The sequence below is a fragment of the Leptospira jelokensis genome (assembly GCF_004769635.1).
In the GTDB taxonomy this organism is placed as follows: domain Bacteria; phylum Spirochaetota; class Leptospiria; order Leptospirales; family Leptospiraceae; genus Leptospira_A; species Leptospira_A jelokensis.
Genome location: NZ_RQGH01000011.1, coordinates 207,834 through 234,426 on the forward strand (window position 1 = coordinate 207,834; position 26,593 = coordinate 234,426).

25 protein-coding genes are annotated in these 26,593 nt (G+C 41.3%); 21 read left to right on the forward strand and 4 right to left on the reverse strand.

The genetic code is table 11. The annotated features are described in order from the left end of the window. The first annotated feature begins 4 nt into the window (after positions 1-4). A complete protein-coding gene (gene carB, locus EHQ62_RS05405) occupies positions 5-3,316 on the forward strand; it encodes a carbamoyl-phosphate synthase large subunit (protein WP_135641187.1) in 3,312 nt (1,103 codons plus the stop codon). A 103-nt stretch (positions 3,317-3,419) separates the two neighbouring features. On the opposite strand, the gene EHQ62_RS05410 is transcribed toward carB, so the two are convergent. From EHQ62_RS05410 to ispG, 4 genes are read right to left on the reverse strand one after another with little or no spacing between them, the layout of a single operon-like run. Then, positions 3,420-3,875 (reverse strand): DUF1499 domain-containing protein, encoded by a 456-nt coding sequence (locus tag EHQ62_RS05410; protein ID WP_135641188.1) that lies wholly within the window; start codon positions 3,873-3,875, stop codon positions 3,420-3,422. A 38-nt stretch (positions 3,876-3,913) separates the two neighbouring features. Then, a complete protein-coding gene (locus tag EHQ62_RS05415) occupies positions 3,914-5,149 on the reverse strand; it encodes a hypothetical protein (protein WP_208720627.1) in 1,236 nt (411 codons plus the stop codon). Next, a complete protein-coding gene (locus EHQ62_RS05420) occupies positions 5,146-6,834 on the reverse strand; it encodes a DUF2339 domain-containing protein (RefSeq protein WP_135641189.1) in 1,689 nt (562 codons plus the stop codon). Before EHQ62_RS05420 ends, EHQ62_RS05415 begins: the two co-directional genes overlap by 4 nt. A gap of 43 nt (positions 6,835-6,877) precedes the next feature. Continuing rightward, entirely contained in the window at positions 6,878-8,905 is a 2,028-nt protein-coding gene (ispG, locus tag EHQ62_RS05425; RefSeq protein WP_135641190.1) for a (E)-4-hydroxy-3-methylbut-2-enyl-diphosphate synthase, read from the reverse strand. Between the two features lie 140 nt (positions 8,906-9,045). Between ispG and EHQ62_RS05430 the strand changes: the two genes are divergently transcribed. The 20 genes from EHQ62_RS05430 (at position 9,046) to nuoL (ending at position 26,593) form a co-directional block, all read left to right on the forward strand. After that, positions 9,046-9,330, forward strand: a complete 285-nt coding sequence (locus EHQ62_RS05430; protein ID WP_135641191.1) for a hypothetical protein — start codon at positions 9,046-9,048, stop codon at positions 9,328-9,330. After that, positions 9,327-10,415: an A/G-specific adenine glycosylase gene (mutY, locus tag EHQ62_RS05435; protein ID WP_135641192.1), complete on the forward strand. Its 1,089-nt coding sequence runs from the start codon at positions 9,327-9,329 to the stop codon at positions 10,413-10,415. The genes EHQ62_RS05430 and mutY overlap by 4 nt, the downstream gene beginning before the upstream one ends. A gap of 29 nt (positions 10,416-10,444) precedes the next feature. After that, positions 10,445-13,168 (forward strand): ATP-binding protein, encoded by a 2,724-nt coding sequence (locus EHQ62_RS05440; RefSeq protein ID WP_135641193.1) that lies wholly within the window; start codon positions 10,445-10,447, stop codon positions 13,166-13,168. Next, complete coding sequence (locus EHQ62_RS05445; RefSeq protein ID WP_012388280.1) at positions 13,165-13,581, forward strand: response regulator; 417 nt, start codon at positions 13,165-13,167, stop codon at positions 13,579-13,581. Before EHQ62_RS05440 ends, EHQ62_RS05445 begins: the two co-directional genes overlap by 4 nt. Before the next feature lie 21 nt (positions 13,582-13,602). Continuing rightward, positions 13,603-13,878 carry a Smr/MutS family protein gene (locus EHQ62_RS05450; protein WP_135641194.1) on the forward strand — a complete coding sequence of 92 codons (276 nt, stop codon included), beginning with the start codon at positions 13,603-13,605 and terminating at the stop codon, positions 13,876-13,878. Continuing rightward, entirely contained in the window at positions 13,875-15,410 is a 1,536-nt protein-coding gene (gene cimA, locus EHQ62_RS05455; protein ID WP_135641195.1) for a (R)-citramalate synthase CimA, read from the forward strand. The genes EHQ62_RS05450 and cimA overlap by 4 nt, the downstream gene beginning before the upstream one ends. Further along, positions 15,407-15,973 (forward strand): aminoacyl-tRNA hydrolase, encoded by a 567-nt coding sequence (gene pth, locus EHQ62_RS05460; RefSeq protein WP_135641196.1) that lies wholly within the window; start codon positions 15,407-15,409, stop codon positions 15,971-15,973. Before cimA ends, pth begins: the two co-directional genes overlap by 4 nt. Before the next feature lie 65 nt (positions 15,974-16,038). Then, the gene (locus EHQ62_RS05465; RefSeq protein ID WP_135641197.1) at positions 16,039-16,623 is read left to right on the forward strand and encodes a YqaA family protein; all 585 of its coding nucleotides are present in this window, start codon (positions 16,039-16,041) and stop codon (positions 16,621-16,623) included. Between the two features lies 1 nt (position 16,624). Next, a complete protein-coding gene (locus EHQ62_RS05470; protein WP_135641198.1) occupies positions 16,625-16,846 on the forward strand; it encodes a hypothetical protein in 222 nt (73 codons plus the stop codon). Between the two features lies 1 nt (position 16,847). After that, the gene (locus EHQ62_RS05475; RefSeq protein ID WP_135641199.1) at positions 16,848-18,107 is read left to right on the forward strand and encodes a replication-associated recombination protein A; all 1,260 of its coding nucleotides are present in this window, start codon (positions 16,848-16,850) and stop codon (positions 18,105-18,107) included. Positions 18,108-18,222: 115 nt separating this feature from the next. Then, positions 18,223-18,600 carry an NADH-quinone oxidoreductase subunit A gene (locus EHQ62_RS05480; protein ID WP_135641200.1) on the forward strand — a complete coding sequence of 126 codons (378 nt, stop codon included), beginning with the start codon at positions 18,223-18,225 and terminating at the stop codon, positions 18,598-18,600. Next, entirely contained in the window at positions 18,591-19,151 is a 561-nt protein-coding gene (locus EHQ62_RS05485; RefSeq protein WP_135641201.1) for an NADH-quinone oxidoreductase subunit B, read from the forward strand. The genes EHQ62_RS05480 and EHQ62_RS05485 overlap by 10 nt, the downstream gene beginning before the upstream one ends. Next, positions 19,148-19,663, forward strand: a complete 516-nt coding sequence (locus EHQ62_RS05490; RefSeq protein WP_135641202.1) for an NADH-quinone oxidoreductase subunit C — start codon at positions 19,148-19,150, stop codon at positions 19,661-19,663. The genes EHQ62_RS05485 and EHQ62_RS05490 overlap by 4 nt, the downstream gene beginning before the upstream one ends. A 16-nt stretch (positions 19,664-19,679) precedes the next feature. Then, on the forward strand, positions 19,680-20,900 hold the full coding sequence (locus EHQ62_RS05495; RefSeq protein WP_208720628.1) for an NADH-quinone oxidoreductase subunit D: 1,221 nt from the start codon (positions 19,680-19,682) through the stop codon (positions 20,898-20,900). Continuing rightward, positions 20,900-21,388: an NADH-quinone oxidoreductase subunit NuoE family protein gene (locus tag EHQ62_RS05500; protein WP_100718052.1), complete on the forward strand. Its 489-nt coding sequence runs from the start codon at positions 20,900-20,902 to the stop codon at positions 21,386-21,388. Before EHQ62_RS05495 ends, EHQ62_RS05500 begins: the two co-directional genes overlap by 1 nt. 1 nt (position 21,389) lies before the next feature. Next, a complete protein-coding gene (gene nuoF, locus EHQ62_RS05505; protein WP_135641204.1) occupies positions 21,390-22,661 on the forward strand; it encodes an NADH-quinone oxidoreductase subunit NuoF in 1,272 nt (423 codons plus the stop codon). A 15-nt stretch (positions 22,662-22,676) separates the two neighbouring features. Continuing rightward, positions 22,677-23,747: an NADH-quinone oxidoreductase subunit NuoH gene (nuoH, locus tag EHQ62_RS05510; protein ID WP_135641205.1), complete on the forward strand. Its 1,071-nt coding sequence runs from the start codon at positions 22,677-22,679 to the stop codon at positions 23,745-23,747. Then, positions 23,726-24,343, forward strand: coding sequence for an NADH-quinone oxidoreductase subunit J family protein (locus EHQ62_RS05515; protein WP_135641206.1), 618 nt, complete (start codon positions 23,726-23,728; stop codon positions 24,341-24,343). The genes nuoH and EHQ62_RS05515 overlap by 22 nt, the downstream gene beginning before the upstream one ends. Further along, positions 24,340-24,660: an NADH-quinone oxidoreductase subunit NuoK gene (gene nuoK / locus EHQ62_RS05520; RefSeq protein WP_135641207.1), complete on the forward strand. Its 321-nt coding sequence runs from the start codon at positions 24,340-24,342 to the stop codon at positions 24,658-24,660. Before EHQ62_RS05515 ends, nuoK begins: the two co-directional genes overlap by 4 nt. Before the next feature lie 4 nt (positions 24,661-24,664). Further along, positions 24,665-26,593 carry an NADH-quinone oxidoreductase subunit L gene (nuoL, locus tag EHQ62_RS05525; RefSeq protein WP_135641208.1) on the forward strand — a complete coding sequence of 643 codons (1,929 nt, stop codon included), beginning with the start codon at positions 24,665-24,667 and terminating at the stop codon, positions 26,591-26,593.

Consider the following 26,593-nt stretch of genomic DNA (forward strand, 5'->3'; position numbering starts at 1 on the left):
AACTATGCCGCAACGTAACGACTTACAATCAATTTTGATCATCGGATCCGGACCAATCGTCATCGGGCAGGCATGTGAGTTTGACTATTCCGGAACCCAAGCAACAAAGGCTTTGCGAGAAAAAGGAATTCGAGTTATATTAGTGAATTCGAATCCTGCAACGATTATGACGGATCCCGATCTTGCAGACGCTACCTACATCGAACCACTTACTGTCCCAGTCCTTGAAAAAATCATTAAAAAAGAAAAACCAGATGCCATCTTACCTACAGTAGGTGGACAAACTGCCCTGAACTTAGCCCTTGCCTTACACCGTGAAGGCATTTTAGAAAAGTACAATGTCGAACTCATTGGTGCCAAAGTTGATGCCATTCGCAAAGCCGAAGATAGAGAACTCTTCAAACTTGCGATGGAAAAATTGGGAATTCGCGTCGCAAAGTCATATATGGTTTCTGATATGGAAGCCGCAAGGAAAGCAAAAGATGATATCGGATTTCCTATCATCATCCGTCCTGCGTTCACCTTAGGTGGTACAGGTGGTGGAACTTGTTATGACGAATCTGAATTTGAGGAGATCGCTCAAAAAGGTTTATCGGCTTCTCCAATTTCTCAAATCCTTGTAGAAGAGTCTGTAATGGGTTGGAAGGAATTTGAATTAGAAGTGATGCGGGATCTAAATGATAACGTGGTGATCATTTGTTCCATTGAAAACCTAGACCCAATGGGTGTTCACACAGGAGATTCGATTACGGTTGCCCCACAACAAACATTAAGTGATAAAGAATACCAAAGACTTCGTGATATGTCGATTGATATCATACGAGAAATTGGAGTGGAAACTGGTGGGTCCAATATCCAATTTGCTGTGAACCCTGAAAACGGTGATGTGATTGTGATTGAGATGAACCCAAGGGTATCTCGTTCTTCTGCACTTGCCTCCAAAGCAACAGGTTTTCCAATCGCAAAAATTGCAGCTCTGCTTTCGATTGGCTATACCTTAGATGAAATCAGAAACGATATCACTCGCGTAACACCTGCTAGCTTTGAGCCGTCCATCGATTATGTTGTGACTAAAATTCCAAGATTTGCATTTGAAAAATTTCCAGGTTCTGACAATACCTTAGGTGTCCAAATGAAAGCTGTTGGGGAAGCAATGGCCATTGGACGTAACTTCAAAGAAAGTTTTCAAAAAGCCTTACGTTCATTGGAAACGGATCGATTTGGATTCGGAAGTGATGGGTATTTAAAAGAACTAATGGAATGGGAAGCGATTCCCAAAGAACAAAAAAAGGAATGGCTGACTGCGAAAGTAAAACGCCCAACCGACAAACGAATTTTTTATGTTAAGATGGCGTTTGATTTTGGGATGAGTGTAGAAGAAATCCATGAAATTTGTAAAATTGATCCATGGTTTTTATACCAATTTGAAGAACTTTTCCAATTGGAAAACAGATACCGTAAAGAAGGCAACCAAATCATCGAAGAGATGAAACGAGCTGGTTTTTCGAATCGCCAACTTGCTTTCCTTTCGAAGGAAGAACAAATTTTAGCACAAGTGAGAAGTGGTGCGGCCATTGAAATCACAAAAGCGAAAGTGGATAAAACTCTTAGAGAAGAAGAAGAAAAAATTGAGGCTTACTTAGAGGAAAAAAACATCCATCCAGTTTACAAACGAATTGATACTTGTGCAGGTGAATTTGAAGCCTTTACGCCTTATATGTATTCTTCGTATGATGAAGAAGATGAATCGGATGTAACTTCCAAAAAGAAGGTGATGATCCTTGGGGGAGGCCCCAACCGAATTGGCCAAGGGATCGAATTTGATTATTGTTGTTGCCATGCTTCTTTTTCCTTACAAGAAGCAGGAGTTGAATCAATCATGGTTAACTCCAATCCAGAAACGGTATCCACGGATTACGACACATCAGACAGATTGTATTTCGAACCACTTAGTTTAGAAGATGTGATGGCGATTTTCAAAAAAGAAAGGCCTGATGGTGTGATCGTTCAGTTAGGTGGCCAAACCCCTTTGAAACTTGCGAAAGCATTGGAAAAAAGAGGGGTTCCAATCCTTGGAACAAGTCCTGATTCAATTGACCGTGCTGAAGACAGAAAACGATTTGCGGAAGTATTGGATAAGTTAAACCTAAAATCCCCAGAAAATGGAATTGCATCTTCCAAAGACAAAGCTCGAGAAATTGCAAGAAAAATTGGATACCCAGTGCTTGTGAGACCATCCTATGTGTTAGGTGGTCGGGCGATGCTCATCGTCAATGAAGAAACAGAATTAGATAAATACATGGAAGAAGCAGAAGAGGTGTCGGAAGACAGACCACTCCTTGTGGATTCCTTTTTACAAGATGCAACCGAAGTGGATGTGGATGCACTCTGTGATGGAAAGGATGTATTCATCGCGGGAGTGATGGAGCACATTGAAGAAGCAGGGATCCATTCTGGTGACTCCGCATGTGTATTGCCCCCTCAAAGCATTTCACAAAAGATGATCCAAGAAATTGAAGAGGCAACTTACCGATTGGCTTTAGAACTTGATGTAAAGGGACTCATTAATGTCCAATATGCAATCAAAGATGAAACACTTTATGTTTTAGAGGTAAACCCAAGGGCATCGAGAACAGTTCCTTTTGTTGCGAAATCGATTGGAATCCCTGTCGTGAAAATTGCCGTGAGACTGATGCTCGGTGAACCACTTTCTTCCTTTAAATTGGGAAAACGATTCACAGCACCGATGATCACTGTCAAAGAAGCAGTGCTTCCGTTTAGTAAGTTTCCTGGTGTCGATACCATCCTTGGTCCTGAAATGCGATCCACAGGAGAAGTGATGGGAGTTGCGGCAACCAAGGGTGAAGCCTTTGTCAAAGCGCAGATCATGGCAGGGGAGGAACCTCCTAAACATGGGACCGTTTTTGTTACGATCAATGACAAAACAAAAAAAGAACTTTTAGAATCTGTAAGATCACTTTCCAATCTTGGATATAACATCATTGCCACGGAAGGAACTCATAAGTTTTTATCAGACAATGGAATTTTATCCAGTAAGATCAATAAAATCTATGATGGGTACTTTCCAAACGTGATTGATTACATCAAAGAGAAAAAAATCCACCTCATCATCAACACACCATTGTCTAGGGTAACTCGTGAAAACGCATTTACAATCAGACAAGCAGCGATCAAATACAAAGTACCTTGTCTCACTACTTCACAAGCGGCAAAGGCATTGATCCATGGCCTTGTGGAAATGAAAGACAAAGGTTACTCTGTGAATTCCCTTCAGGAAATTCACAAGAAAAAATAAGAGATAGAGGAAACATCACCAATCGCGGATTCCTTTCTGGGAAAGGATTTCACGATTGGGTTTTCGTTAGGGAAAACGTAAGGTACTAAAGTATCCTTTGTATTTAAATGGTAAGGTCCTTTAAGAGTGTTTCGATTCGTTTTCGGTTCACTCCAAAGTCTGATTTGCCGAGTCTTGATGCCGAACGAAAATGCAATTGTTTTGTTTTTTCATCAAAATAAAATTCGACATCGTCCACATAACGCATCAAAAATGATGTAAACTCCACATAAAGGTAATTGTTTTCTTCTTTGATGATTTTTGTACGTGGTGTTTCCAAAATCCTTTGTTTTAAGATTGCCACTGCTTCGCTCGTCGGTTTGGTGTAAGGTGCCGGAGCTCGGAAATGTTCTTTGTCGGAAGGATCAGTGTACGAGCTGACACAATTAGGAGTGGATGGGCATTCTAATAATTTTCCCGATCGGATTCCTAAATCGTTTGGTCTTGTGCCAGTACAGTCCACAAAGAACAATAAGGGGCTGGCAATTCCGATAAGGGTGATTAAAAATTCTGTTTTCATTGGTTCCTTCTTTTTACGTCGTTTGGTTTTGTATTGCCTTAGACTGATTCCTTTGCCACAAGTCGTTTGGATTTTAATATGGAAAAGATAAAGAAAAGTAAGGTAAAAATACCCAAATAAAATAAGATTGTTGTGAGATAACCAGAGATTGGTGGGTAAATCAAACTATATCCAAATTCAGGGTTTTCCATTTCCTTTCCTAATTTTGCCTCAATTGGTGTTTTTTCTCTCAAATCATCGGAGGAAGGGTAGGTGTAAGGGTCAAAGTTCGCAGTCCATTGGTAAGGGTTTCCATAGTACAAAACATAGTTTTGTACTTCTGAATCGGTATCTGTAAAAAATAATATTTCTTCTAAGGGTTGGACTGTGATGACTTCCTTAAGATGGAGGGTTTCATTTTCACCATCATTGATTTCGATGGTAAATTCAGAATTCACGGGGGAAGAGATGGGAATTTCAGTGTATGTCCCTTCGTTTTCCCTATGGTTCATTGTACCTTGGAAAACAGTGTCCCATTCTTTTTTATTGATTTTTGCACGCACGGTGATGGTTCGTTCCCAATTTTTTTCTTCAAAACTCAGTTTGAGAGATTGGAAACTACTTTGGTTTTCGTTTGGAAACGAAAATAATACTGAGTTTTCTTCTAAGTTTGGGTTCGGGACTGGATGAACTTTTTCAAAGTAAAGATTTTTGTTTCCTTTGATACGAGTCACCGAAGGGAATTTTAAATTCGATCCATTTTCCGCTTCTAAACGAACATAACGATATTTTGTATTTCCTAAATCAATTTCACCGGAGGTTTGTGATCCATACTTATATAAAAATACATTTTTCGTTTCAAAAAAAGTATCGGGATTATCACCTAATTTTAATGTGATGGACGTTTCATAATCAAAGGCACTTGAAACTGTTAATTTCGAATAACTCATTCCTTCTGGAAGTTTGGGAAGCTCTAATACATAAACCTCCAAATCATCTTTTTTCGTAAAAAGTAATTCAGGTTTTAATTTTTCAGTGTATTTGCTAATCTCTTCTGCGTTTTGAATTTTATAAGGAACGATTTCTCCATTTTTTGTGACACGTAGGTCGGCATAATAGGAATGTTTGTAAAATTCATCATCCAGTAACACTCTAACGATTTGATTGGATGGGTTTTTTGTTTGGATAGTGATTTCCTTTTTGTATTTAAAATTCTCGATTGGCAACGGCCTTGCGATCATTGCAACTGAGAATAAAATTGTGATAAGAGAATAAATTTGAATGATTGATTTCATACGGTTTCCTTTTTGATACGATTGTAAAATGTTCCTGTAACGATGAGTGTGATTCCTAAAAATAAACCTGCAAGGATTCTGTAACCCAAGGATAAATTCCAAAAATCATATAGATAAAATTTAGCGATGACAAGTGCCAGTGAGACAAATCCCGCCACTTTTAATGATTGGATCTCTTTTTTAAACCCGATGACAAGTGTGCAAAGCCCATAAAAAATCAAACAAATCGAATAGAGGAATAGTCTTTTTTCTTCAGGAAAACCCAAATGAATCTCCACAAAGTTACCAAGTAAAAAATAGGGATACGCAACATATAAAAAGAGTTTGGCGAAGGGAGAAAAATTTCGGCTATACCAATAGGATAATACCAAATACAAACTTCCCGTTGCAAAAATCACAAACCTTCCATTGAGAAAAGGGATTTCATTAAAGGATCGATAGGTGAATGCGAAAGCATACAACAAAGCAAAAAACCAAACAGGAAAAGTTGCCAAATACATATACATTTGTTTGGAATAGGTGCTTGCCATAGTGACAACAAAGGCAAAACTGATCAGGCTAAAGGCCAAAGTTTTTCCTGTCATACCCATTACGATCACACTGATGATGAGAGGTAAACCAAAGAGACCTACAATGTCATAGGTAGATTTGGCTTTCTCTGTTAATGTGATTTCTTTTAAGGACCTACTATAGATCATGTAAAAACTCAAAAGAAACAACGTGAGTAAAAACGGTTTCAGAGTTGGGTAAAAAATTCCAAATATCCAAAAAGCCTGAATGAATCCAAGTCCTAATGTAAACCCAAGAGTGACCAAAGTGAGGACTGGTTCTTTTTCTCGATTGGCTTTTAGAACCTGGAATTCTCTGATTAAAAAGAGAAGATACACACCAATCTGGAATGCCAAAGGATAAAACAACTTGGCATCTTGTAATTTAGATTCTGCCCAAATGGCAAAGATGAGGTGGTTTGCAAATAATACGATAAGGGGAATGACTTTCCATTCCATCTCTTTACGGATCCAAAAGAAAAGAGCATTCCAAATGAGTAAGTAGGTAAAAAGAAATGGATACGAATTTTGACCCGTGGAAACTAAAATAGGGGAAAGGAAAACTCCTAAACTCGCAAACCCAAAGAGAACTTCACTTTTTTCCGCATACGAAATACCAACCGCCGTTAAACTCAATAGGATAAGTCCTACAAAACAAGTTTCTGTTCCGTACAAATCGTACCATACATAGCCTGAGTAATACGCAGAAAATAATACTGCAATTCCTAATCCAAGTAAACTAGGAGATAGGTAGGGGCGTGTATCTTTCGTTTTATAGCCATACCACAATACTGGTAAGGAAGATAAAATTCCAATCCAAATGCGAACCGATTCATTGATCCAATACTCTTCGATGGCCAAATAAAAAAACCAAACCGATGCAAGGATGAGAGAAAACACACCTAGTTTTACAAATAGATTTTGGCCGATCCATTGGATGAACCAATTGGGACCTTCTTCCAAAGGAACAGTTTCTTTGTTGTCCAAAGGATGGATTTGTTTTGGTAATTCGGAAGGTATTGGTTTTGAAATGGTTTTCGATTGGGATAGGGAGAGGACTCTTTCTTTTAAGAAAAAAAGTTCTCTCTCCATCGATTGGATTTTGGATAAAATTTCTTTTGATTCGTTTTCTTCCACCTGGATGAAATTATCGAAAGGAGAAACGAAAGGAAACTATTTTTTATTCAGGATCTGTCCACATCCCATTTTCACGGATGAGTTCGATGAGAAGTTCAGGAGCTTCGACTTCTGATACCCCTTTTTTGACAATTTCCTTTCCTTTGTAGAGGTGTACCTTACCCACTCCAGCTCCCACATACCCAAAATCAGCATCAGCCATTTCCCCAGGTCCATTCACAATGCAACCCATCACAGCGATTTTCACACCTTTAAGATGTCCTGTTTTTTCTTTGATTTTTGCAGTTGTGGATTGCAAATCGAACATTGTCCTTCCGCAAGAGGGACAAGATATGTATTCTGTTTTTGTCAAACGAAGTCGTGTGGCTTGTAAGATATCAAAACTCAAATGCAAACATTCTTCTGCTTCCCCATCTCCATACGATAGGCGAATCACATCTCCAATCCCATCGAGTAAACTCCCACCAGCCTTAATGGATGCATTGTACATCAGCTGGTCTTTGTTTTTGTCAGTTACTTCTAAGACAATTGGGTAATCCGATTCCTGCAAAAGAAACGCAAGTCTTCTAACAGAGAGTAGGTCTCCATCACTAACAGAAAATAAAATATTTTCTAGTTTTCTTTTTTTACATTCCTTTAAGACAAGTTTCACATCTTCAATCTCGGAAACCCCAAACGACCATTCAACTGACCGTTTGTCTTTGGCATACCTCGAGACAAAGTCCAAAAGATCATCCCAGGACTCTTCCGATTCCTTTAAGAAAAGGGAAGGAGTGATGACCCATTTTTGAAATTTATACAATTCTTCTGCCAGTGCATCATATTGGTAAAGGAGTTCATTTGAGAGGGAAACGGAAACGGGAAGTGGGAAAGATCCTCGCCTAACATTTGTTGCAAGTGACAATAAATCCATTTCGGAATCGATATGGAAAGACAGTAGTTCAGGGACTCTTCCTGATTTGGATTCTTTTTGGATGAGGTGGAGGACTTCTTCGGCAGTTCCTTCTCCAAAAAAGGGAAAACAGGATTCGATCCGAACGGGATTCATATCCCCAATTTTTATATCCCCGATGGTGATTTCTTTAGAATAAAACTTCGAATATTGGTAAGGGTCTCGAAACTCGGAGTAAATGGTTTCCCTTTCGTTTCGGATCGGATTTCCAGGATTCGAAAGAGAACTTAAAAAAAGTTCATTGTATTTGCGCACAAGTTCCTTTGCGACAGGAATTTCGTGGATGGCATCTTCAGTGAGTGAAACTCGAATGGTATCACCGAGACCATCTTCGAGTAAACTTCCAATACCAATTGCAGATTTGATCCTACCATCTTTTCCATCACCTGCTTCCGTAACTCCTAAATGTAATGGGTAATCCATTCCTAAATCGTAAAATCTTGCAACTAACATGCGATAGGCTTGTATCATCACTTGAGGGTTCGAAGCTTTCATGGAGACAACGATATCTTTGTAGGAATTTTTTTCTGCGATCCGAATGAATTCTAATGCAGACTCCACCATCCCAAGAGGAGTGTCTCCGAATCGGTTCATGATCCGATCAGATAAACTTCCGTGATTGGTTCCAATCCGCATTGCTACACCTAGTTCTTTTGCTCGAAGCACTAGGGGAGTAAATACTTCTTCAATTCGTTCGAGTTCTTCGTTATAGTCTTTGTCAGTGTATTCTATGATTTCAAATTTTTTTTTGTCGGCAAAATTTCCTGGGTTGATGCGAACCTTTTCGACCCATTCCACACATTTTAATGCAACTTGTGGAGTGAAGTGAATGTCTGCGACCAAAGGAACTTTTAGGCCAAGTTCTTTCATCCGTTTTCGGATATTTGGTAGGTTATCGGCATCCGCCTGACTTGGCACTGTTAGGCGAACGATTTCTGAACCCGCTTTTTCTAACTCTAGAATTTGTTGGATACTTGCATCCGTATCTCTTGTGTTAGATGTAATCATGGATTGCACGCGGATTGGATTTTTGCCTCCAATTCCAACATCTCCCACCTTCACTTCCCGAGTAAGACGTCTTTTATAGAAAAAGGGTGATTCGTTATATTTGGTGCTCATTTGAATCTTATGTTCTCATTATCTAGGAAATTAAATTCGAAATTTTGGGCAAGCAGTATGAAAAAAATCTGTGACTTTCAATTTCACTCCCTCCCAAACCGAAAATCTATTTAGGAAGAAACCCTGGGCTTTTTTAACCAATGAATACGGAAGTAAAACAAGGATTACAACGCAAATACCGCGTGCAGGTGACTGTGGCAATTTACCGCGAGGGAAATTTGTCCTATAAAAGTGAAATTTTATCACCTGCCTATTACGACAAAAGGCAAGAAGCTCGCGACCACATCCGCCAAGAAATCCGCGAACGCTTGGCCCATTCCAAATTCTTCCGTTCCACTCGTTTGGACTATGATTTGGTCCGTTATACCGAAGAGGGAAGTTGTAATACCTATCTCAGGTACAGCATCCAAGATTCGGAAATTTGAACCCACAAAAAAAGTTACACGAATGGTACACGTTACACAAAAGGGACTTACCATTTCGTAAAAAAAAACAAGCATATCCCATTTGGATTTCAGAGGTGATGTTGCAACAAACGAGGGTTGCCGCCATGTTACCTCTGTTTGAAGCGTTTTTAGAAAGGTTTCCGAATCCAGAATCACTTGCCAAATCAACCGAAGCAGAAGTCCTATCCTATTGGAAAGGGCTTGGTTATTATAGCCGTGCCCGTAATATCAGAAAGGCTGCCATCCAACTCGTAAACCAATACAATGGTTCCTTTCCAAAAGAATTGGACTTGGTGTTAAAACTACCAGGGATTGGGAACTACACTGCACGTGCTGTTTTATCCATCGCGTATGACCTTCCCTATGCAGTTCTCGATGGGAATGTGAAGCGAGTTCTGTCACGTTACTTTGGTTACACGGAAAATATATTAGGACCAAAAGCGGATAAAGAATTACAATCAAAAGCGGATGGGTTTCTAAACCCAAAATTTCCAGGTGACCACAACCAAGCGATGATGGAATTAGGTGCCACTCTTTGTTTGCCAGAATCTCCTAAATGTTTGGTTTGCCCATTAACAGATGGATGTTTTGCGAGGATCCATGGAAAAACAAGTGAGATCCCATTCCGCGAAAAAAAACAAAATCAAATTTTTTTATTAGGTAAGATTTGGGTGGTCCAAAAGAAAAATTTGTTTTTACTCATTAAAGAAAAAGAAAATCGATTTTTAAAGGGTATGTTCCATTTCCCTTATGGATTTTTTGGGGACATTCCAAATGATGGATACAACCCTTCTTCCTTCGCTAAATTTTTAAATTTAATCGGAAAAGAGATCCCAATCATTGGGAAAATCAAACACACCATTACCCATCATAAATTAGAATATTCCGTATTTCACGTAAAAATAGAAGGCAATCCTCCCATTGAAAAGAAATTAGAACCAAAACAATTAGAAAGAGAATTAGAAGGACTGGGCGTGGAATACAAATGGGTGGGAATGGAACATTTGGAAGCAGAGTTCCCTTCCTCTCTCACAAAAAAAGTGAAAAAGATTTTGCTTTACTAATCTAAAAATCCCCTTAGGATGTTTTGGCCATGGCAGAAACCCTCATTTGGTTAGAGTTCATCATTTCCAAAATTCCACTGCCAATCTTAGAAGTATGGGGACGATTTGCTTTTTTACTTGGATCCCTTTTAACTCTATTTGCCTACTCTGGATTTACCTTTCGGAACGGAAAACATTTCCGTATCTCTCGCGAAGTTTGGACTTGGAACCTCAAAAGTTTTTATTTTTTTCTCATTACCTTTGTTTCCATTTTTGCAACAGGTTACATCGGTAGTTCCGTTGTCCTCATCCCTGGTGCGCAAACCTTAGAAAGTCTGAAAGACTTATCGGTTTTCCTTTGTTTGAATTTTTTTGGATACCCAGCGTTGATCGCCGTACCCTTTGCCTATGGCCTTTCTGATTTGATTGAAGGTGTTCCTCCAGATTTTTTATGGGACTGGTTACCGGGTTATTTTATCAACCCAACACTTTTTTGGATCTCATACCAGATGATTGGGAAATCACCAAACTTTCGTAATGTGCGTGTTTGGGCTTATTATCTTATTTTTGTGGTATTGTTTTTGGTATTGGAACCCTTTTTATGGGGTTATCTCTGTTCCAAACAATTTGGCTCCGAGATTTCGTATCATACCATCAGTTCTGCTTTGGTATTCACCACTAGTCTCACTTGGATCTTTGCACCTTTCGTGACAGCATTCCTTTTTCCCATTGTGAGAAAAATAGGATATTTTTGGGCAGAAATTCCTTCTCAGGTGAAAGAAGTAAGCATCACGGAACCAAGATTGGTATGGAATTCGGCATCAGCAAATTTGGATCCATCTGACCAAATTAACGAAGACCGAACAGGAATCTCTTTGCAACTTTTTATCGTGGCACCTTTTGTCTGTTTGGTGTTGCTACTCGTTGGTATCACGTCTTACGTAACTCTCAAAAATGCAGAAAACTCGGCATACCAAATGGTTGAAATCTTACATAAACAATGGTCAAAAAACATTCGTTTGCAATTGTCCGAATTGGAAATCCGAGAAGGATCCATTTTCTTTGACAAAGTTATGGTCCAAGAATTATTGGATGCCTCCGTTGTCAATGCGCAAGGCCGTGTGTTTTTGTTAGACTCACAATTGGGATTCCTTGCAAGTGTTTCCAAAGAGCCCCAATCCTCACTCCTATTGGAAACATTACGTGTGGAAATGAAAAAACAATCCACAGACATTCGGTATACAGAATCTAAGTTGAGTTTTTCTGTTGTGACGAAAAAACCCCTTTCTCGTGAAACTTGGAATGCAAATATTTCCTGGGTGGAAGATTCAAAGCACCGTAGTGGATTTTATCTTGTGACCCTTTTCCCAAACTCATTTTATTTGAGTGGGGTGTATACGGGGAACAGTGAATCAGCCATGGTCTTTGCATGGGCAATCCTTCTTAGTTTGATACTTGCCGTACTCTTGGCAGAACTTGTGACTAGGCCAATTTTGCGTTTTTCCAGTGCTTCCAAGTCACTTGCCAAAGGAGACTGGGACATCCCTGTGGGTGAAAGTATGATTGCCGAACTCCGTGGGCTTTCGGATGCCTTTCGTTTTATGTCAAGGGAGCTTAAGTCCAGTTTTGAACGGGTGAGTGCAAGCCAACGTATGGTGATGGAAACCAATGCCAATTTGGAAAAAATTGTGAATGAGAGGACGAATGCCCTTGTGGAAAGCAATCGGAATCTTCGTGATACCATCGAAACCAAGGAACGGATCTTACTCGACCTCCACAACACACAAAACCAATTATTACTCAGTGAAAAATTAGCAGCCCTTGGGCAATTTGCTGCTGGGATCACACACGAATTGAACACTCCCCTCGGAGCGATTTCTTCTAGTGTTCGTGCCATGTCGGAAATCTTAAAAAAAGATGTGATCAAATTACCTGAATTTTTAGAAAGCCTAAATCATGAATCCTTAGAAGATTTTAAAACATTACTTTTGTTAAGTGTCAATTTTGGAGACCGAAGTTCGGGGCTTATGAGCCGGGCCGAAAAAAAGGAAAGATTGGCCCTCTTACGAGAAAAAAATATAGAATTCCCAGACGAAATACTCGACCATCTAACATCGATTGGAGTCACCAATTGGGATTCACAAATTTATACCATCATTGAAAAACCTGGGGCAAATGTCTTATTACAAAATGTAGTCACCTTGGGAAGCCTCTACCGTCTGGTATATGTGGTTCAATCTGCTACGGAAAAAGCCTCACATGTAGTGAACGCTCTCAAACACTATTTGTATACGGACCAATCTGTCGGAGATTCTAACGCACAAAAGGTGAACATTCCAACCGAACTTGATTCCATATTGACACTTTACCAGGCAAAAATCAAAAAAGATGTCGAAATCATTAAGAATTATTTCACATCTGATTCCTGTTTGGCGGATCGAGACAAACTCAATCAAGTTTGGATCAATTTGATCAATAATGCTTTACAAGCAATGGACTTTAAAGGTAAAATCAAAATCTCTGTTACCACTGAAGAAGAATTCATCCTAACATCGATTAAGGATAGCGGAAAAGGAATTTTACCTGAAATCCAAGATAAGGTCTTTTTACCTTTTTTTACGACAAAAAAACATGGAGAGGGGATTGGGCTTGGGCTTGACATTTGCAAACAAATCGTGGAAAAAATGAATGGAAAAATTGATTTTATATCCGATCCTACTGGAACGGAATTCAGGGTATACATACCAAAAGTTTTGGAAGGGGAAACAGTTTGAATTTATCACAAATCAAAAATGAGAAAAATGCCATACTCTGTGTAGATGACGAACCCATCCTCCTTCTTTCCCTCGTACAAGAACTAAAACGAGAAATTGGAGGCAGTTACACATATGAAACGGCCCAGAATCCAGAAGAAGCGATGGAAGTGATCGACGACCTCTGCCAATCAGGAGTGGAAGTCATCCTCATTTTGTCAGATTGGCTGATGCCAGGCATGCGTGGGGACGAATTTCTCATCAAAGTCCACCAAAAGTACCCACATATCAAGTCGATTCTCATTTCTGGGCACGCAGACCGGGATGCCATCAACCGCGTCAAAGAAGAAGCCAAAACCTATGCCATTTTTTCCAAACCTTGGAACACCAAGGAACTTTTGGATGCAGTTCGTTTCTGTTGCAATTTGACCTAAGTCCATTTTTTTGGACTTAAGGTGCGTACCATCTACATCCGCAAGCTCAGGTTCGAGGAGGCTCGGACCAAACTCGAAAGGGAAATCCATGATGCCTTTATGGATGGGGAAACCTATGTGGAGATCCTTCACGGGATCGGGGAAGGCATCCTCCGTCAGATGGCCATTGACTATGTGACCACTTGCGGATTTTTGAAATTAGTGGAATCCGATCCTATGTTTCGTAGGAATCCAGGTGCTACCCTTGTGGAAATCCTTGCCCCCTCCAAAGAATACATCAACCGATTGAAAGCATGACAGAACCAAATTCCAAAATAGAAATTTTAGACGTAACCTTACGTGACGGCGAACAAACAAATGGTGTGTCCTTTTCTTGGCAGCAAAAATTAAATATCACCAAACATCTATTAAAAGACTTAAAGACAGACCGAGTCGAAATCGCAAGTGCTCGGGTTTCCCCCGGTGAATTTGAAGCGGTTCAAAAAATCATCGAATGGGCAAAAGGGGAAGGCCTACAAAACCGAATTGAAATTTTAGGATTTGTGGATTTTGACAAAACGGTTGAATGGATGAAAGGGACAGGAGTGAAGGTGTTAAACCTTTTGACAAAAGGATCTTTGAACCACCTAACAAACCAACTTCGAAAATCTCCCGAGGAACATTTTTCAGATATCAAACAAACTGTGGATTTTGCAACTGCCGCTGGGATCACAGTGAATGTTTATTTGGAAGACTGGTCCAACGGATACTTACATTCCAGAGATTATGTGATCCAATATTTACAAACAGTTTCCAAACTTCCGATCAAACGTTTTTATTTAGCTGACACACTTGGTGTCATGTCTCCCGAAGAAGTAAAAATTGCTGTCACTGATTTGGTGAGTGTGTTTCCAAACTTGTGGTTTGAATTTCATGGGCATAATGATTATGACTTAGCCGTTGCCAATTGTTTGGAAGCAGTGAAGGCAGGGGTTCGAGGGTTACATGTTGCGGTGAATGGACTTGGGGAACGAGCGGGGAATTCTCCATTGGAAGCTGTCGTCACTTCCCTCCATGACAAAACCAAATTTAGAACTTCCATTGTAGAAAAAGAAATCACCAATGCTTCAAGGCTTGTAGAAGTGTTTTCTGGCAAACGCATTTCGGATAACAGACCAATCGTGGGAGAAGATGTGTTTACCCAAACGGCAGGGGTTCATGCTGACGGAGACAAAAAAGGAAATTTATATGCCAATCCCATCCTTCCCGAACGATTCGGAAGGAGTCGAGTCTACGCATTAGGGAAGTTAGCTGGAAAGGCAAGCATCACAGAAAATTTAAAGCAACTTGGAATGGTTTTGTCACCAGAAATTGAAAAAAAAGTGCTCGCAAGAGTGATTGAACTTGGGGACCAAAACAAAACAGTCACCAAAGAAGATTTACCTTACATCATCTCGGATATCTCAGGTGAAAATTTAGAATCTAGTTTTCGCATTGAATTTTGTACGGTGACAAGTGGGATCGGTGTGAAACCAAAAGCTGATGTAAAGGTCCAATTCCAAGGGAATCTGTATGAAGCAACAGGAGAGGGGGATGGCGGTTACGATGCCTTTATGAATGCCCTTGGCAAAATCTTAACAACCCTCAAAATCCAAATTCCCAAACTTTATGATTATGAAGTAAGGATTCCGCCAGGTGGGAATACCAATGCCCTTGTGGAAACGGTCATCACTTGGAAAAAAGAAGGAGACGTCCATCCCATTCGTACCATTGGGATTGACTCAGACCAACAAGTTGCTGCGGTAAAAGCAACCGAACGTATGTTACATATTGTACTTGGGAAATTATGATCCACTTTTTGATTGTGGGGCTTGGAAACCCTGGAGATAAATACAAAAATACCCGTCATAACATTGGTTTTATGGTCTTGGATGTACTGGCAAATCAGTTTGGTGTATCCTTCAAAGATGTAAAAAAATATGCAGAGGCCACTCACACTTGGGATGGGGACAAAATCCATTTAGTGAAACCTTTGGAATTTATGAACCTTTCTGGGAAAGCCACACAAACCCTCTCGAATTTGTATAAAATCCCACCTTCACAAATCCTTGTGGTGCAAGACGAAGTGGACTTACCCTTTGGCAAAATCAAAAACAAAATTGGTGGGGGAACGGCAGGCCACAATGGTCTAAAAGACATCGTGGCAAAACTTGGATCACAAGATTTCCATCGTTTGCGGTTTGGTGTAGGTAAACCTGAGAAGGGGGGAATGGAAGTGGCTGATTTTGTTTTGCAAAATTTTAATTCAGAAGAACGAACTCTCCTTCCAACTCTTATCGGAGAATCTGTTTCAAAAATCGAAGATTGGGTGAATACCAATCGTATCCTCATCCAAAAGGAATCCAAAACTTAAATGGAATTTACCATGGTTGTGCGAATCATTGAAAAAAAACGAATCTTATCTTTGAGACCAAATGTATGACAAAAGAAAATGATCCTTCGATCAATTTGAAACGTCTCATCATCCAAACGGTTGGATCCATAATCCTTGTACTTGTGATTGTGTTTGGTCTCGCCTATTTTTTCCGAACTGAGTTACTAGGATTTAGCGAACACTTTGTACGGATATTTGGTTATTTTGGGCTTTTTTTTGGCATGATCCTTTCGGATAGCCTTCCTGCCTTTGTCCCACCTGATGCCTTTCTTGTTCTTGCGATCTCTGGGGAAATGGATCCGGTTTCCACCATCCTTTCGATGTCAGTTGGGAGTATCATTGGTGGGAGCCTTGCCTATTACATAGGCCTCTATCTCATCCCACGTTTCCATTTGGGACGACAAATGGTGCTGCATTACGAAGACAAATTGCTTCCCTACATTCGGAAATATGGATTTGGAGCTGTGGTTTTAAGTGCCCTCACACCCATTCCTTATTCTTGGATGGCCTATACGGTGGGAACGTTTAAGATGCCGTATCGATTGTTTTTACTAGGATCGCTTTTTCGTTTTGTAAGGGTTTCTGTTTATTTTTATGCGATGTACATTGGTTGGATCACAGGAGGGTAAAATGTCCGAAAATCGATTGTTTCCTAAGTCAGTGGATGAAGTGATTTTGGAAAAGGTTAGGTTTTTCTTTTTGCCAGACAGGACAGCTGCTTTTGTGAAAAATCTAGTGGAGGGAAAGGTTTCCGAACGTTCTCTCATCTGCTGTAATTCCGGTTGTGATGTTTGTAACGAAACAATTTACAACTGTTATGTGGCTGTAAAAAAAGAATTGGATTTACAATAGTTTGGATTCTCTTTTCGCAAATAACAAACAAGTTCCCCTGGCCCACCAAGTAAGGCCCAAAACTTGGTCCGAATTTGTAGGGCAAACCAAGGTGGTCTCTGCCCTTCGTTCCATCCAAAAACCCACCTCCATTTTGTTTTATGGTCCACCAGGCACAGGGAAAACAACACTTGCCCATTTACTTGCGGAATCTTGGAAATTAGAAAAACGGTATTTGAGTTGTGTGACGAGTGGTGTCAAAGAAGTGCGAGAGGTGTTGGAAGAAGGGAAACGCCTTGGTACCATAGTCCTTTTTTTGGATGAAATCCATCGTTTCTCCTCATCCCAACAAGATGCCTTGCTTGCTTCTGTGGAAGAGGGCGAAATCATCCTCATTGCCGCCACTACGGAAAACCCAAGTTTTCGAGTGAACAAAGCACTCCTCTCCCGAATGCTTGTGTACCGGCTCACAACACTGACAGAAGAAGAAGAGGAAACAATCTTCACTTCTTGCCTGACAAAACAAAACACAAAACGAACCATCCCCGAACCAGTGAAACAGGAACTCTTCCGTCGTAGCGCAGGAGATGCAAGGAAACTCCTTGGGTATTTGGAACGGATCTTAAGTGCTACGGAGGAAGGAGAGGAAGTCACAGAAGAAAGGTTATCTCTCATCCTCGGGGACACACTTGTTACGTATGATAAAAATAGTGAAAGCCATTACGATATTATCTCCGCGTTTATTAAGTCTCTGCGAGGAAGTGACCCAGATGCAGCTCTCTTTTATTTGGCGCTCATGCTCGAAGGGGGAGAAGACCCACTGTTTATCGCAAGAAGGCTTGTGATTTTTGCCAGTGAAGATGTAGGCAATGCCAGCGTCCATGCTCTCCCCCTAGCCATTGCCACTTGGCAAGCCGTGGAACGGGTAGGAATGCCTGAGGGTCGGATCCCACTTGGACAATGTACCACGTTTTTAGCATCCGCACCAAAATCAAACGCAAGTTATGTGGCAATCAATGAAGCATTGGCCTTTGTAAAGGCAAGGAATCAGTCATTTCAAATCCCAAACCACCTCAGGAATGCACCGACTGCCACACATAAAAACGAAGGTGCTGGCATTGGTTACAAATACCCTCATGATTTCCCAGGACATTTCCTGAAAGAACGATACTTCCCGGAGTCCTTTTATCCAAAACCTCCTAACTTTTACGAACCCACAAACCAGGGCATGGAAAAAATCTTAAAAGAACAATTGGAAAGGTTGTGGGGGGACCGGTATTGAGAGTTTATCTCAAAAATTGGACATCCCTCTCCAAATTTCGAAAAATATGCGAAAACAAAGGGGAAATTCTTTCTCATCTTGACAACTAACCCTTTTCGTGAGAGCATTTTCATACATGGGATCCGCACCGGATAGTTTTGCACCAATCCTCTTACAACTTTTGCTCGGAGTCGGTTTCTCCGCTCTGATCTTATCGCTCGCCTTTCTTTTGAATCCAAAGAAAAAATCAAAACCACAAGATACCTTTGAATGTGGTGTGACGTATTATGGAGATGCGAGAGGTTTATTTAACATCAAGTTTTACCTTGTGGCAGTTCTCTTTATCTTATTCGATATCGAAGCTGTTTTTTTATACCCTTGGGCTGTGAATTTAATTGGGTTTAAGGAAGCAGGGCTCGGTGGGTTTTTTCTTTTTGAAATGTTTTTCTTTTTACTCATCCTAGTTGTGGGTCTATACTATATCTGGAAAAAAGGAGCACTGGAATGGGATTAACAGAAACACTTTCCAAACCCGGTGAAATGTTTGGTGACATGTTCCAAGTCGCCACACTCGACAATGTGGTGCAGTGGGGGCAAAGTTTTTCTTTGTGGCCTTATCCTTTTGCCACAGCTTGTTGTGGGATCGAATACATGAGTACCGCTTGTGCTGATTATGACATTGCACGTTTTGGTGCGGAACGTCCTTCCTTTTCTCCACGCCAAGCCGATATGATTTTGGTACTTGGAACCATCACATATAAAATGGCTCCCGTATTACGCCAGATATACGACCAATTGGCGGAACCAAAATTTGTAATCTCTGTGGGAGCTTGTGCCTCTTCCGGTGGAATGTTCCACACGTATGGTGTGTTACAAGGTGTTGATCGGATTTTACCTGTAGACGTGTATGTTCCCGGTTGCCCACCAAGACCAGAGGCAATCCTTGATGCCCTTGTGAAGTTACAAAAAAAAGTCCAAAGCCAAGGGTTGGAAGCACGCCGCCAAGAAGTCATGAAGAAGATCCAAGAGATCAATGAACGTAACAAACCCCTCGTAGTGGCATGAAAGAAACAATCACTGAATTCCTTACATCTCGTTTTTCCGATTGTTTACTCCCGCAAAGGGACATAAACACAAACCTACTATTCTTTAGCATCCAAAAAGAAAAACTAACAAACGTTGTGCGAGCCTTAAAGGATGAGTTTGGGTTTAACTTTTTAAATGACCTAACTTCTGTTGATTGGCTTGGAAAACGTGAACCTAGGTTTGAAGTTTTGTACCTGCTTCGTTCCCCAAAACATGGGCATTTCCGTGTGCAACTGCGGGTCCCTGTGGGAGAAGGGGAATCGGTTCCTAGTCTCTCCGAGATTTTCCCTGCGGCCAACTGGCCAGAAAGAGAAGTCTTTGACCTAATGGGAATTCCCTTTTCCAACCACCCGAGGATGGAACGACTCATCATGCCTGATAACTTTGTGGGACACCCTCTCCGAAAAGACTATCCACTCGAAGGCCCAGGCCAAGATTACCTCATCGAAGACCTACTGACCATTCATGTGAAAGAGGATATAACCGAGTAACCGGTTAACAATCATTATGGTAATGTACGAAAAAACAGCCGAACACTTCGGCCAAAAATTCAAAGACCTTCCGGAAGGCCATTTACTTGTCAACTTAGGGCCAAGCCATCCCGCGACTCATGGGATTTTACAAAACGTGATCCAAATTGATGGGGAACGAGTGGTGGATACGGAATCAGTGATTGGGTATGTGCACCGTTGTTTTGAAAAGTTAGGCGAGAGATACGACTACAACCAGTTTTTGGTTTGTACGGATCGTATGAACTATGTATCCACTCCTCTGAATAACATTGGGTGGATCCTCACTGTAGAAAAAATGATGCAAATCCAAGTTCCGGATCGTGTGACCTATGTGCGGATGATCATCTCTGAACTGTCTCGGATCATGGACCATATCATTTGTAACGGGATTATGGGAGTGGACCTTGGGGCTTTTTCTGGCCTCTTACATTTATTCCACCACCGTGAGAACATTTACCAGATTTTAGAAAAACTCACAGGGGCACGCCTTACCACTACGTTTTGCCGTGTGGGTGGGATGGAACGTGATATTTACCCTGAGTTCCAATCTGAAATCAAACTCATTCTAAAGGGACTAAAACCAGCGTTAGATGAATTTGAAGAACTCCTCATCCGTAACAAAATTTTTAATGAAAGGACAAAAGGCATCGGTGGGATTTCCGCAGACCGTGCCATTGCCTATGGATTTTCGGGTCCCAACTTACGGGCAGCAGGTGTCCCATGGGACGTGCGAAAAGATGACCCATATATGTTCTATGATAAGGTAAACTTTGACATCCCTGTGGGAGAAGACGGTTCCGCTCTTGATAGAACACTTGTCCGAATGGAAGAGATGCGCCAGTCCATGAGGATCATCGAACAGCTGATCGATGGGATCCCAGAAGGGCCATACCATGCAGATGTTCCCCATGCCTTCCTTCCTCCCAAAGACCGTGTCTACCACAATATGGAAGAACTGATTTACCATTTTAAAATCATCATGCATGGGGTGAAAGTCCCTCCAGGGGAATACTACCACGCTACGGAAGCCGCAAACGGGGAACTTGGATTTTATGTGGTTTCGGAAGGGGATAAATCACCTTGGAGGGTACATGTGAGACGGCCTTGTTTTTGGTACTACCAAGCCTTCCCAGAAATGGTGAAAGGTGGATTACTTGCGGATACAATTGCAACAATGTCATCACTCAATGTCATTGCAGGGGAGCTTGATTGTTAATGGCGTATCAATTTTCACAGGAATCCGAAAAACGTTTCCAAAGGCTGATCCCACAATTTCCTAGTAAACGTTCTCTCATATTGCCATGTTTGTTTTTGTTACAAGCTGACAAAGGTTTTGTGGATACTGAAGGCATGCAATACATCGCCGATCGGATTGGCGAACCTGTATCCCTCGCCCACGTACACGGTGTGGCAACGTTTTATACCATGTACAACAAAAAACCAGTGGGGAAATTCCACATCCAAATTTGTGCGAATATCTCTTGTTACTTGGCAGGTTCCGATTCCATTACCGAACATGTTTGTTCCAAATTGGGCATTGGGAAAGGGGAAACCACAAAAGACAAAAAGTACACTGTGGATGAAGTGCAGTGTTTGGGTGCTTGTGGGTTTGGTCCTGTCGCTCAAATCAATGACAAATACTACGAAAACTTAACACCAGAATCCATTGAAAAGATTCTTTCTGAATTGGAAAAAGAAGGATAATATGGGACTTAAAACTTTACTCACAACACATATCGCTGCCTCCGATTCTCACACCTTAAAACATTACCAATCAGTGGATGGTTATGAAAGTTTAAAAAAAGCCCTTTCTGAAATGACCGCCGAACAGATCGTAAACGATGTGAAAAACTCTGGCCTTCGTGGTCGCGGTGGAGCAGGGTTCCCTACGGGAAACAAATGGGGTTTCATTCCAAAAACCGACAAACCAAAATACTTAATTTGTAATGGGGACGAAGGAGAGCCTGGTACTTTCAAAGACCGGATGCTCATCGAACGTTTCCCTCATATGCTCATCGAAGGCATGATCATTGCGGCAAAGGCAATTGATTCCCACCAAGGTTATATCTACATCCGAGGGGAATTCCACAAAGGGATTCGGATTGTGGAAACTGCTGTGGAAGAAGCCTACAAAGCAGGCCTTCTTGGAAAAAACATTTTGGGCCTTGGGTATGATTTTGATTTGGCTGTGTATTCAGGAGCAGGTGCTTACATCTGTGGGGAAGAGTCAGCTCTAATCAATTCACTCGAAGGCAGGAGGGGCCACCCACGTTTGAAACCACCGTTTCCTGCGGTGTCAGGTCTCTATGCTTGCCCAACCGTTGTGAACAATGTGGAAACCTTTTGTAACGTCCCACATATCATCCGTATGACGGGAGAAGAATACAAAAAAATTGGAACAGAAAAATCACCCGGCACAAGACTCTTTGCTGTGAGTGGGCATGTAAAAAAACCAGGGATTTATGAAGTGGAAATGGGAACTCCGATGAAAGAACTCATTTTTGACATCTGTGGTGGGATCAAAAACGATAAGGCCTTAAAGGCAGTGATCCCTGGAGGAAGTTCCTCTCCCATCCTTACCTCTGAAGAGGCCATGACAGCAACGATGGACTATGAATCCATCGCTTCCCTCAAATCCATGTTAGGTTCTGGGGCAGTGATCATTTTATCCGAAGAAACGGACCTTGTGGAAACCACATACCGTTTGGCTGAATTTTATTCCCATGAATCCTGTGGCCAGTGTACCCCATGCCGAGAAGGCACACATTGGGTCAAGGACCTGCTCCATAAAATCAAAATGGGCGAGGGAACAGAAAAAGATGTAGAACTCATCTTTTCCCTCTCAAGGAATATGGAAGGTGGAACCACCATTTGTCCGTTAGCGGATGCTTGTGTGATGGCAGTTCGGCCAACCATGACAAAGTTTAAAGAAGAGTTTTCTCTTCGATTGAAAAAGGAAGTGAGTGTAACTCACTAAAGGTCACCAAAACATATGGACTGGGCTTTAATTCTTGCTTGGGGGATCAAAATCCTCTCATTATTTTTTGTAATCCTAACGGGTGTGGCATATTACACTCTCGCAGAACGGAAGTTTGCTGGGTTTATCCAAGATCGACCCGGTCCAAACCGAGCTGGCCCATTTGGAGTTTTCCAACCATTGGCTGATGGGATTAAGTTTATCGCCAAAGAAGAAATTTTCCCAAAAAATGTATCGAAGGGGATGTACCTCCTTGCGCCTACAATCTCCATGACCTGTGCGATTATGGCTTGGGCTGTGATTCCATTTGGTGGAACACTGCCTGCGCCTGAGTGGCTTACGGCACTCACGGGTGTCACAACCATCGACTTACAAATTGCAAACCCAGATTCTGGGGTTTTGTACATGCTTGCCATTTCTTCTCTTTCGGTATATGGTATCATGATTGCTGGTTGGTCGAGTAACAACAAATACTCGTTACTTGGTGGAGTTCGCTCCACTGCTCAAATGATCAGTTACGAACTGCCAATGGGTTTATCGATTGTTGCCATTGTGATCATGACTGGTTCACTGAAACTCACAGACATCAGCGACTCCCAAAAAGAGATGTGGAACATCCTTTCTCCTCCTGGATTTGTGGCTTTTTTTATTTATGTTACAGCGATGTTTGCAGAAACGAACCGTTTGCCTTTTGACCTAGCAGAAGCTGAGTCAGAACTTGTGGTAGGGTTTCATACCGAGTATGGTGCTTTTAAATTCGCCCTTTTCTTTTTGGCAGAATACATGAACATGATCACTATGTCCTGCCTTACCACCTTACTCTTTTTTGGTGGTTATAATGTTCCATTCCAAATTGGTTCTGGTTCGGAATACCAAGCCTTCATTGGTCTTGGGTTTTTTATCTTAAAAGTTTTGTTTTTTGCCTTTTTGTTCATTTGGGTGCGTTGGACACTCCCTCGTTTTCGTTATGACCAATTGATGAAATTGGGTTGGAAAAAAATGATCCCTTGGGGGCTCTTTGTCGTGTGCTTTGCTTCCATTTACACAGTGTACTGGAAAGAAGGATGGATGAAATTATTTATATGAATGTAGAAACCTCACCATCACTTTTACTTTTTGTATTTTTTGGGACAGTGACTGTGATCACGGCTCTCAGTGTCATCTTCCAAAAAAACCCTGTAGTCTCTGCAGTCTCCCTTGTGTTTACCTTTTTTTCTTTGGCAGGGATTTATGGGATCATGGGAGCTCTTTTTATCGCCACCATGCAGGTGTTAGTGTATGCTGGTGCCATTATGGTACTTGTCGTTTTTGTCCTGATGTTACTTTCCCAAAGGGCGGAAACACTTTCTCGTTACCGTAACCACCCCATTCGATTGGTGTTACTTTCTGTTTTTGTGATTGGATTTTTTTTCCTTCTCTATTCGGCTCTCACAACAGGTGTTCCCCATTCCGAACAAATGGGAAAAGGATATGAGAATGCGGAGTATTCGTTTCCCATCCAAGGCACATCCACTGTGAATGCGAAAGGAAACGTGGCAAGCGTTGGAGCATCCACTTACTTAGATTACCTTTTGCCTTTTGAAATGATTTCGATTTTACTCCTCGTGGCAGTACTTGGGGCAGTGATCCTTGCCAAAAAGAAACTCACAGAAGTGGACCAAACAAAGGATACAGTGTTATGAATCCAGTGATCAACGGAATCCCCGTTCCTTACCTTCTCGGCCTTGCAGGAATTCTTTTTTCCATCGGAGTTCTTGGAGTTCTTATCAGACGTAACATTGTTATCATTTTTATGTCTGTGGAACTCATCCTAAATTCCGTGAATTTAGTATTTGTTACTTTTTCCAAAGCCTTATCGCACATCAATGGGGAAACCATTGTATTCTTTGTGATGGCGATCGCTGCTGCAGAAGCGGCGGTAGGGCTTGCCCTTGTGATCGCGATTTTTCGGCATAAAAAATCCACCAATGTGGATGAACTCCAATCGATGAGATGGTAACCCTATGTTAGATTTATTTCCTATTGTTGTCCTCCTCCCTCTCCTTGGTTTTTTACACAATGGACTCTTAAAAGACCGAATCCCACACCGATTTGCGGGAGCGATTGGGACTTTGGCAGTTTTCATTCCGTTTCTCATCACCTTAGGTGCGTTTAACGAATTTAATCCGATGGAACGCACGGCCCCTCATTTGGTACCAGTGTTTGATTGGATTGTCATAGGGAATTTTAAAACCTCCTTTGGTTACCAAATCGACCAACTTTCTTTATACATGACCCTTATCATCACAGGCATTGGATCTCTTATCCATTTGTATTCGATGGGGTATATGAAGGGGAACAAAGGGTACAACCGATTTTTTGCGTATCTCAATCTTTTTATCTTTTGTATGTTAAACCTCGTACTAAGTGATAACCTGGTGTTAACTTTCCTTGGATGGGAAGGAGTGGGGCTTGCTTCTTATTTACTCATCGGTTTCGATTACGACAAAACTTCTGCTGCTGAAGCAGGGATGAAAGCCTTCATCCTCAATCGGATTGGAGATGTGGGTTTTATCTTAGGGACTGGTTTTTTATTTTGGTTAGGTGGTAGTCTGCAGTACCTAACGTTACAAACAAACGTAAGTGGACTAGGTGTTTTTTCTGAGTATGCCAATCTCATTGCGCTCTTTTTCTTTATCGCTGCGATGGGGAAATCAGCACAAATCCCTCTTTATGTATGGTTGCCAGATGCGATGGCAGGTCCTACCCCTGTGTCGGCTCTCATCCATGCGGCAACGATGGTGACGGCAGGGGTATTTCTCATTGTCCGACTCAATTTTGTTTTTTATCTCGCACCTGATACTTCTTTTTTCATCGCTTGTATTGGAGCTACAACGGCACTGTTTGCCGCGACAATTGGACTCTTACAAAACGACATCAAAAAGATCCTCGCTTATTCCACCGTATCCCAGTTAGGTTTTATGTTCCTTGCTATGGGAAGTATGAGTTATGTGGCAGGACTTTTCCATTTGATGACCCATGCATTTTTTAAGGCATTGTTATTTCTTGGTGCTGGTTCTGTGATCCATGCCCTCCACCATGAACAAAATATCAAACATATGGGAAAGTTATTTGGGAAAATCAAAATCACTTCGATTACATTTTTACTTGGGACTTTGGCCATCGCAGGGTTTTTTCCATTTTCAGGATTTTTCTCAAAAGATTTGATCTTAGAAAAAACATACAGCTACGGCGCCTATGGTTCGATCCTTTGGACTGTAGGAGTGGTCGCTGCCTTTTTCACTTCTTTTTATATGTTCCGCCTTGTCTTTGTTGTGTTTTTTGGAAAAGACAATACAGACTCACACCATAAAATCCATGAATCTCCTTGGACCATGACTTTCCCACTTGTGGTGCTTGCCATTGGTGCTGTGTTTGCGGGATTTTTACAAACTCCTCATTTCTTTTTGCATATCGATTCTTTGGGACGATACTTTGCTCCCGTTTTACAAACTGGTGTAGAGCTTGCGACAAAAAATGGAGCTTTCGTCAAACACGTGGAGCTCACACATGAAGTGGAGTTTTCACTCGCCATTTTCTCGTTAGGTGTAGCAAGCATTGGACTGCTTTCTGCATATTTTATCTACCAAAAGAAACAAAGCCAAGTCCTCGAAGAACACACAGGCTTTCGAAAGATCCTCTTTCACAAATACTACATCGATGAGCTCTATGATGTGTTTTTTGTAAAACCGTATGTGTTTGTATCGAAGTTGGTTGCTTATACCATCGATACCAAAGTCTTAGATCGTTTTTTTATTGGGATCGGTGGGAGTTTTGGTGTGATCGCAAATGGCCTAAGAAGGTTACAATCTGGGTTTATTGGTGATTATGCACTGTATGTAGTCCTTGGTACGTTTTGTATCTTGGTGTATTTGTTGACTAGGGGGGTGTAA